Raw genomic sequence first — 3,184 nt, 5'->3', positions numbered from 1 at the left:
GCCAGGGCAGCAGGGAGTGGTTCTGGAAGACCACGGCGCGGTCGGGGCCGGGGGCATCGACCAGCTTGCTCTCCAGGAAGACGCCGCCAAGGGTCGGTTTCAGCAATCCGGCGACGATGTTGAGCAGGGTGGACTTGCCGCAGCCGGAATGGCCGATGATGCTGACGAACTCGCCCTTCTGGATCTTGAGATTGACGCCGACCAGGGCCGGGGTGGGGGATTTGCGGGGATTGAAGGTGATGCCGACACCCTCGATGCTGAGATAAGCGCCCATTTTGCAGGTTCCTTCCGTCAGCGTTGCGGGTCAGCGGTGGGTGTAGTCGAAGCGGCGCTGGATCAGGTTCATGCCCGTATCCAGCAGGATACCGACAACCCCGATCACGACGATGGCGACGATGATGCTCGGCACGTTTAGGTTGTTCCATTCGTCCCAGACGAAGAAGCCGATGCCGATGCCGCCGGTCAGCATCTCCGCTGCCACGATGACCATCCAGGCGATGCCCAGCGACAGGCGCATGCCGGTCAGGACGTAGGGCAGGGTGGCGGGCAGCAGGATGTGGCGGACCATCTCGATCCGGTTGAGCCGGAGGACGGCGGCCACGTTCCGGTAGTCCTTGGGGATCGCTTCGACGCCCGATGCGGTGTTGAGGATCATCGGCCAGATGCTGGTGATGAAGATGACGAAGATCGCCGAGGGATCGACGGCGCGGAACAGCAGCAGGCCGATCGGCAGCCAGGCCAGCGGGCTGACCGGGCGGAGGATCTGGATCAGCGGCGCCCAGCCCCGGCGGAACACGGCGCTGGAGCCCATCAGGAAACCCACCGGGACGCCGACGACCGCCGCCAGGACGAAGCCCGCCGTGACGCGGCCCAGGGAGTAGAGCACCTGCCAGAACAGGCCCATGTCGTTGGGGCCGTTGCTGTAGAACGGGTTGGACAGCAGCTCGACGCCGCGTTCCCAGGTCTCGCCGATGCCGGGGAAGCCGGTGGCGACATGGTTGGCGACGACGTGCCAGATCAGCAGGACGATCAGGAAGGTGATGGCCGGCAGGACAATGTCGGGCAGCACTTCGACGGCGCGTTCGCGGAGGCGGGCGAGGCGAGGGGACGGGGTCGTGGGGAGAGCGGACGGGAGGCTGGTCGCGGACGTGGCTGTGGGTTCGTCCACCGGGACGCTGGTCATATCAGGCTATCCTTGACTTGAGTTGGGGGTGGACGACTCAGACGTTGGCTTCAGCCAGCGCCGCCATGTCGATCTTGAGTTTGGAGACCTCGAAGCTCCGCAGGTAATCCATCGGCTTGGCCGGGTCGAAGGTGCGGCCGTCCAGGAAGCGGTCCGGCCCCATCGCGATAGGCTGCGTGGCGTCGGCCAGAGTCCAAGGCTCGGCGCGGGTGCCTTCGGACTTCCAGTCCACGGTGGGGTATGCGACGCCCAACTCCTTGGCGGCATCGCGGTAGATGTCGGTGCGGAAGACCGCTTCGGCCGTCTTGGCGAAGTTGACCGGCGTTTCGATCTGGCCCCAGCGCGCCATCTGCGTCAGGTACCACACCGCCTGGCTGCGCCACGGGAAGTTGGCGGCATAGCGGTGGAAGACGTTGAAGTCAGGCATGGGTAGCGCCGGGTCCTTGGGCGCGTACTGGAAGGTGCCGGTCATCGACATCTTGACGACGTCGGCGGGCGCGTTGACATAGGCCTTCTGCGAGATGATCTCGACCACTTCCATCCGGTTGCCCGGCTCGTCCATCCAGGCCGCCGTTTCGATCAGCGCGCGGATCAGGGCCTTGTGGGTGTTGGGGTTGGCATCGGCCCATTCCTGGCTGACGCCGAAGACCTTCTCGATCTTGTTGTTCCAGATGTCGTAGTTGGTGACCAGCGTGCGGCCGATGCCGGCTTGGACGGCGCGGGCGTTCCAGGGTTCGCCGACGCAATAGCCCTGGATGTTGCCGGCCTGGAGGTTGGCGACCATCTGCGGCGGCGGAATGACGATCAGGCGGATGTCCTCGTCCGGATCGATGCCGGCCGACGCCATCCAGTAGCGCAGTTCGTAATTGTGGGTGCTGACCGGGAACACCATGGCGAAGGTCAACGGCTCCTTGCCGGCCTTCTTGTCGGCGTCGATCACCTTCTTCAGCGCCGTGGCGCCGATCGGACGCTTCTTCATGGCTTCGGGGTCGATCTCCATCATCCGCTCGTACAGGGCGGTGGAAACGGTGATCGCGTTGCCGTTGAGGTCCATGGCGAAGCCGGTGACGGTGGCCTGCTTGATGGCGCCGATGCCGAGAGAGGCAGCCAGCGGCATGCCGGCCAGCATATGGGCGCCGTCGAGAGCGCCGATCATCACCTTGTCGCGGATATTGGCCCAGGAGGCTTCCTTGGACAGCGTGACGTCCAGGCTGTGCTTCTTGAAGAAGCCTTTTTCGGAGGCGACGACCAGCGGAGCGCAGTCGGTCAGCGGGATGAAGCCCAGGTTCAGCTTCGGCTTCTCGATGCCGTCGGTGCCCGCTGCCCAGGCGCCTGCCGGAGTGACCGCCTTGATCGCGGAGAGCAATGCTGCGGTGCCGGCGATGGCGGCGCCGGTCTTGAGGATACCGCGCCGGTCATGGCGGACGGCGGCTTTGCTGGAGCTGGGCAGTGAGGGAACCTTCGACATCGATCACTCCATGTGCCGGATTTCGGCAATAAAAAAGGCGCCGGAACGTCGGGCGGGCTGGTTGAAGAGCCGCTCGATGTTCCGGACGCCATTATCCGGGGTAGGTCGTTCCGCCGTTGGACCGACACTGTATCTGGTTGCGGCTGGCGCTCCGCCATTGGATCGCCGCACCGCGTCGTTTATCTAGCAAGCGTCGTGCCAACCGTTCGCAGGTGCGGAAAGCGGCGGAAACGCTTGGCTTCAGAGTTGGAAGCACGTAAGGGGCGATGATGCGCTGCACATGGTATCGTCATAAGGCGGTCAAAAAATAGGCATAAACGGTTTTTGAAGAAAAATGCCTATTTAGTAGCCAGCACGGATTGTCGAGAAATGAGGTTTTTCAACAACTTGTACAGATTGTCGCATCAGCCTTTGAAGAGCTGGGCGAGCGACAGGATGCTCTCAGCGATCTCGGCGAGACGCTTGTTCTGGTCCATCGCGAGCTTCCGGAGGAAACGGTATGCCTCTTCCTCGGTCAATCCCTTGTGGGCCAT

At 63.6% G+C, this 3,184-nt stretch carries 4 protein-coding genes; all 4 read right to left on the bottom strand.

Annotation, left to right across the window (positions count from 1 at the left end; all coding sequences use genetic code 11):
- Positions 1-274, bottom strand: a 274-nt coding sequence (locus AC5JJ6_RS05825; RefSeq protein WP_496041135.1) for an ATP-binding cassette domain-containing protein, incomplete at its 3' end; no start/stop codon positions are given.
- A 30-nt stretch (positions 275-304) separates the two neighbouring features.
- Entirely contained in the window at positions 305-1,183 is an 879-nt protein-coding gene (gene ntrB / locus AC5JJ6_RS05820; protein WP_496041134.1) for a nitrate ABC transporter permease, read from the bottom strand.
- A 37-nt stretch (positions 1,184-1,220) separates the two neighbouring features.
- A complete protein-coding gene (locus tag AC5JJ6_RS05815) occupies positions 1,221-2,651 on the bottom strand; it encodes a CmpA/NrtA family ABC transporter substrate-binding protein (RefSeq protein ID WP_496041133.1) in 1,431 nt (476 codons plus the stop codon).
- Between the two features lie 404 nt (positions 2,652-3,055).
- Positions 3,056-3,184 (bottom strand): ANTAR domain-containing protein, encoded by a 129-nt coding sequence (locus AC5JJ6_RS05810; protein WP_496041136.1) that lies wholly within the window; start codon positions 3,182-3,184, stop codon positions 3,056-3,058.

It is taken from the genome of Skermanella sp., assembly GCF_059503625.1.
This window is presented reverse-complemented; position numbering and strand designations above follow the sequence as displayed.

Bases quoted from the DNA above. Each gene is read 5' to 3' on its own strand.
- ntrB (WP_496041134.1), bottom strand. From the start codon at position 1,183: ATGACCAGCGTCCCGGTGGACGAACCCACAGCCACGTCCGCGACCAGC.
- AC5JJ6_RS05815 (WP_496041133.1), bottom strand. From the start codon at position 2,651: ATGTCGAAGGTTCCCTCACTGCCCAGCTCCAGCAAAGCCGCCGTCCGC.
- AC5JJ6_RS05810 (WP_496041136.1), bottom strand. From the start codon at position 3,184: ATGGCCCACAAGGGATTGACCGAGGAAGAGGCATACCGTTTCCTCCGG.